This is a genomic window from Streptomyces chilikensis, assembly GCF_001642695.1.
GTDB classification, from domain to species: Bacteria; Actinomycetota; Actinomycetes; order Streptomycetales; family Streptomycetaceae; genus Streptomyces; species Streptomyces chilikensis.
In genome coordinates this window covers 1-4,153 of sequence record NZ_LWCC02000009.1, presented here as the reverse complement: position 1 = coordinate 4,153, position 4,153 = coordinate 1, and the positions used below count along the sequence as shown (strand labels likewise).

The following is a 4,153-nucleotide window of genomic DNA, read 5'->3' as shown; positions in this document are numbered from 1 at the left end:
GAGGGCGCCCGGCGGGTGCTCGCCGCGGCCCGGCCGCCCTTCGCGCCACGCCGCCGGGACCGGCCTGGACCACCGGTGGCCGGGCCGGCGCCCCGGTCCGTGCGCCTCGGCGTGGCGACGCCACCTGGGGCGCGGCGCCCGTGCGCCGATCCGCTACGGTGCCGCCATGCGCGCACCCATCGGAACCTTCGAGCACGCCCGCCCCGCCCCCGAGTGCCTGGACGAACTGGTCGCCCCGGTCGCCGACGCCCTCCGGACGTGGGCGGACGGCGTGCCGGCGGAGAACGTCCTCTACGTGGACACCGACCCGGACCGGGCGGACACGGCCGTCTTCGTCGAGCACTACGGACGCGACCTGCTGGAGACCTCGGCCAACTGCGTCGTCGTGGCGGGCAGGCGGGGCGGGGACACGAGCTTCGCGGCCTGCCTGGTGCTCTCCACCACCCGGGCCGACGTCAACGGCGTGGTGCGCCGCCGGCTGGGCGCCCGCAAGGCGTCGTTCGCCCCGATGGAGACGGCCACCGGCCTCACCGGGATGGAGTACGGCGGGATCACACCGGTCGGGCTGCCGGCCGGGTGGCCCCTGCTGGTGGACCCGGCCGTCGTGGCGCTGCCCTACGTCCTGGTCGGCAGCGGGCGGCGGCGGGGCAAGCTGCTGGTGCCCGGTGAGGCGTTCGTCCGGCTGCCGGGGGCCGAGGTGGTCGAAGGGCTGGGCGTGCCGGCGGCCGGCTGAGCGACGCGGCGCCTCCCGCCCCCGGGGCCGTGTCCCGGGGCCGGCCCGCGGCCCGCGGCCCGCGGCCGGGTGACCGGGTGCCGTGTGCGCGGGCCCTGCGCGGGCAGCAGTTGTGGGGAACGCCACCGAGGACGCGGCCGTCCGCGTCGTCGTTCCCGGCCGGCGTTTCCTAGGGTGGGGGGAACGCCCTGTTCCCCTCACGGCCCGTGCCGCCTCCGGAGACTCCATGCACCTGTCGACCTTGGCCGCCGCTCAGCAGGACAAGCCGGGCGGAATCGCCGGCTGGGCCGTTGACCTGGTCGAGGCCCTGGGCGGCCCAGGGGCCGGGCTGGCCATCGCGCTGGAGAACCTCTTCCCGCCGCTGCCCAGCGAGGTCATCCTGCCGCTCACCGGCTTCGCCGCGGGGCAGGGCGTGCTCAGCCTGGCGTCCGCGCTGTTCTGGACCACGCTCGGCTCGGTGGTCGGCGCCGTGGCCCTCTACTGGATCGGCATGCTCCTCGGGCGCCGCCGGCTGTACGCGATCTGGGCCAAGCTGCCGCTGGTGAAGACGTCCGACCTCGAACGCACCGAGGAGTGGTTCGCCCGTCACGGCACCAAGGCGGTCTTCTTCGGCCGGATGGTGCCGGTCTTCCGCAGCCTGATCTCGGTGCCGGCCGGGCTGGAGAGGATGCCGCTGCCGGTGTTCCTCGGGCTGACCACGCTGGGCAGCCTCATCTGGAACTCCGTGCTGGTGATGGCCGGGTACCTGCTGGGCGACCGCTGGGAGCTCGTCCAGGGGTACGTGGGCGTGCTGTCCAAGGTGGTGCTGGGCGCCGCGGCCGTGGCGCTGGTGGCCTGGATCGCCGTGCGGCTGCGGGAGCGCCGCCGCTCGGAGGCGGACCGCTCCTGAGGCGGGTCGTTCCTGGGGCGGACCGCTCCTGGGACGGGACGCCGCCTCCGGACCCCGGCGCTCAGGAGGCGAGGCGGGTGACCAGGTGGTGCCAGGCGTCCTCGACGCGGGAGAGGGCCATCCCGCAGCCGACCGTCAGGTGATGGGTCAGCGAGGTGCCCAGGAAGGCCAGCAGCGTGTGGGCGAGCAGGTCGAGGTCGCCCTCGGCGCCGTGCTCGCGCAGCAGGTGCGTGAGGTGGGTGTGGCGCAGCTGGTGGGGCGGGCTGCTCAGATGGCGCAGCGGGTCCGTCTGGAGGGCCAGGAACAGCTCCTGGTGACAGGCCTCGTGCCGCAGCACGGCCGGACCGAAGGCGTGCAGCCGCTCCAGCGCCGGGGCGCCGGGGCCCACCGGCGGCGGGCCGGAGAGGAACGAGGACTGGAACTGCCGCTCGCGGTGGTCGAGCAGGGCGATCAGCAGTCCCGTCCGGTCGCCGAAGCGCCGGAAGACGGTGCCCTTGCCCACGCCGGCCGCCTGGGCCACCGCCTCCATCGTGAGGTGCGCCACGCCGTGCTCGCCGAGCAGCCGGGTGGCGGCGTCCAGGAGGCGGGCCCGGTTCCGCGCGGCGTCCGCGCGCAGGCCGCACGGGCCGCCGGAGGCGTCCGCCGACAGCCCGGTCGCGGCGTCGGCGACCCGGAGCGGCTCCCCGGAGGGCGGCGGTGCGGCGGTGTCCATGGGTTTCACAGTACCGCAACACAACCGAAGTGGACCGCGGTCCGGATAGGTGGTACAACTTTGAACGAGGGCTGGAGCGGACCGCCGCCTCCGGCTCGGGTGGTGAGGAAGCCTCGCCGTCACCGTTTCGTTCCGCTCATCCAGGGAGTGCTCATGTCCGTCCGCGTCCTCGCCCTCGTCGGTAGCCTCCGCGCCGGCTCGCACAACCGCCAGCTCGCCGAGGCCGCCGCCAAGCACGCCCCCGAGGGCGTGGAGGTGGAGCTCTTCGAGGGTCTGGCCGACGTCCCGTTCTACAACGAGGACATCGACGTCGAGGGTTCGCTGCCCGAGGCCGCCGCCCGTCTGCGTGAGGCCGCCGGCGCCGCCGACGCGCTCCTGTTCTTCACCCCCGAGTACAACGGCACCATGCCGGCCGTGCTGAAGAACGCCATCGACTGGCTGTCCCGTCCGTTCGGCGCGGGCGCCCTGTCCGGCCTTCCGGTCGCCGTCATCGGTACCGCCTACGGCCAGTACGGCGGCGTCTGGGCCCAGGACGAGGCCCGCAAGGCCCTCGGCATCGCCGGCGCCGTGGTCGTCGAGGAGCCCAAGCTGGCCATCGCCGGCTCGGTCGTCCGTTTCGCCGAGCTGCACCCGGCCGACGACACCGAGGCCGTCGCCGGTCTGACCGAGGTGCTGGCCCAGGTCGCCGAGCGCACCCGCGCCGCCGCCGCCTGAGCCGCGCGCCGCTCCGCAACCGCCGCGACGGCGGCACGGGTCTCCGCCCGTGCCGCCGTCGCGGCGTTTTCCGGACGCGCCGTCCGGACCGCACAGGGTTCCGCACCGTCGTAGGAGACGCCATGACCGTGACACCGTCCGCCGCCACCGCCTCGCAGGTGAGGGCGCCGCTGCCGGGAGGTCCCGTCCGGCGCGTCTTCGGCGACGTGCGCGCCCTGCTGCTGGCGCCGGAACTGCTGCTGCTCCAGGTGGCCCACCCGGCGGTGGGGGCCGGGGTCGCCGACCACAGCAACTTCCGCGCCGAGCCCTGGCCCCGGCTGGGCCGGACCCTGCTCTCGCTCAGCACGGTGATCTACGGCGGGCAGGACGCGGCGACCGCGGAGGCGCGGCGGCTGATCGGCGTGCACGCCGGCATGAAGGGCGTCGACCCGTCCGGGCGCCGGTACCACGCGCTGCACCCGGAGGCCTACCACTGGGTGCACGCCACCCTGGTCAAGGCGCCGGTGGACGCGATGCGGATCTTCGGCCGCGAGCTGGACGAGCGCCAAATCGAGGAGTACTACCGGGAGATGCGGAACGTCGGCCGGGTGTGGGGGCTCAAGGAGCACCATCTGCCTCCGGACTGGGAGGCGTTCGGGGCCTACTACGACTCCATGGTCGCCGAGCGGCTGGAGGCGAACCGGTCCGTGCGGGACGTGCTCGACGCGCTGGCCGCCCCCGCCAGGCCCGCGCGGTGGATCCCCGGGGCGCTCTGGCGGCCGCTCGGCCGGGCGGCCGGCCGCGGCGCGCTGTTCGTGACCGCCGGGGCGCTTCCGCCCGTGCTGCGGGAACGTTTCGGCCTGCCCTGGGACCCGCGGCGGGAGAGGCGGATGCGGAGGTTCGCCCGGGTGGTGCGGGTCCTGGTGTCGCCGCTGCCGGTGCGGCTGCGGGTCGCCCCGGGCCGGATGCTGGCGCGCACGGCCGAGCGCCGGCGGCGGGCGCTCGCCGCGGCGTCCCGCGGGACGTGCGCGGACGCCTGACCGGCGGAACGCCGCGGCGCGGGAACGCCGCGCGGTGCGGGAACGCCGCGCGGTGCGGGAACGCCGCGCGGTGCGGGAACGCCGCG

5 protein-coding genes are annotated in these 4,153 nt (G+C 75.8%); 4 read left to right on the top strand and 1 reads right to left on the bottom strand.

What is annotated here, in order from left to right; genetic code table 11:
* Positions 1 to 166: 166 nt before the first annotated feature.
* Both A2U95_RS20655 and A2U95_RS20650 read left to right on the top strand, forming a co-directional pair.
* Positions 167 to 733 (top strand): YbaK/EbsC family protein, encoded by a 567-nt coding sequence (locus A2U95_RS20655; protein ID WP_166025500.1) that lies wholly within the window; start codon positions 167 to 169, stop codon positions 731 to 733.
* A 226-nt stretch (positions 734 to 959) separates the two neighbouring features.
* Entirely contained in the window at positions 960 to 1,622 is a 663-nt protein-coding gene (locus A2U95_RS20650) for a DedA family protein (protein ID WP_166025498.1), read from the top strand.
* A 61-nt stretch (positions 1,623 to 1,683) separates the two neighbouring features.
* Here A2U95_RS20650 and A2U95_RS20645 read toward each other — a convergent pair whose 3' ends face one another.
* Positions 1,684 to 2,334, bottom strand: a complete 651-nt coding sequence (locus A2U95_RS20645) for a TetR/AcrR family transcriptional regulator (RefSeq protein ID WP_166025496.1) — start codon at positions 2,332 to 2,334, stop codon at positions 1,684 to 1,686.
* Between the two features lie 153 nt (positions 2,335 to 2,487).
* Here A2U95_RS20645 and A2U95_RS20640 point away from each other — a divergent pair, with 153 nt between their 5' ends.
* Both A2U95_RS20640 and A2U95_RS20635 read left to right on the top strand, forming a co-directional pair.
* A complete protein-coding gene (locus A2U95_RS20640; protein ID WP_166025493.1) occupies positions 2,488 to 3,048 on the top strand; it encodes an NAD(P)H-dependent oxidoreductase in 561 nt (186 codons plus the stop codon).
* A 122-nt stretch (positions 3,049 to 3,170) separates the two neighbouring features.
* A complete protein-coding gene (locus A2U95_RS20635; RefSeq protein WP_166025491.1) occupies positions 3,171 to 4,067 on the top strand; it encodes an oxygenase MpaB family protein in 897 nt (298 codons plus the stop codon).
* Positions 4,068 to 4,153: the final 86 nt, after the last annotated feature.

Excerpts from the sequence above, each read along its gene's own strand:
- A2U95_RS20640 (WP_166025493.1), top strand. The coding sequence starts at position 2,488 with ATGTCCGTCCGCGTCCTCGCCCTCGTCGGTAGCCTCCGCGCCGGCTCG.
- A2U95_RS20655 (WP_166025500.1), top strand. The coding sequence starts at position 167 with ATGCGCGCACCCATCGGAACCTTCGAGCACGCCCGCCCCGCCCCCGAG.
- A2U95_RS20645 (WP_166025496.1), bottom strand. The coding sequence starts at position 2,334 with ATGGACACCGCCGCACCGCCGCCCTCCGGGGAGCCGCTCCGGGTCGCC.
- A2U95_RS20635 (WP_166025491.1), top strand. The coding sequence starts at position 3,171 with ATGACCGTGACACCGTCCGCCGCCACCGCCTCGCAGGTGAGGGCGCCG.
- A2U95_RS20650 (WP_166025498.1), top strand. The coding sequence starts at position 960 with ATGCACCTGTCGACCTTGGCCGCCGCTCAGCAGGACAAGCCGGGCGGA.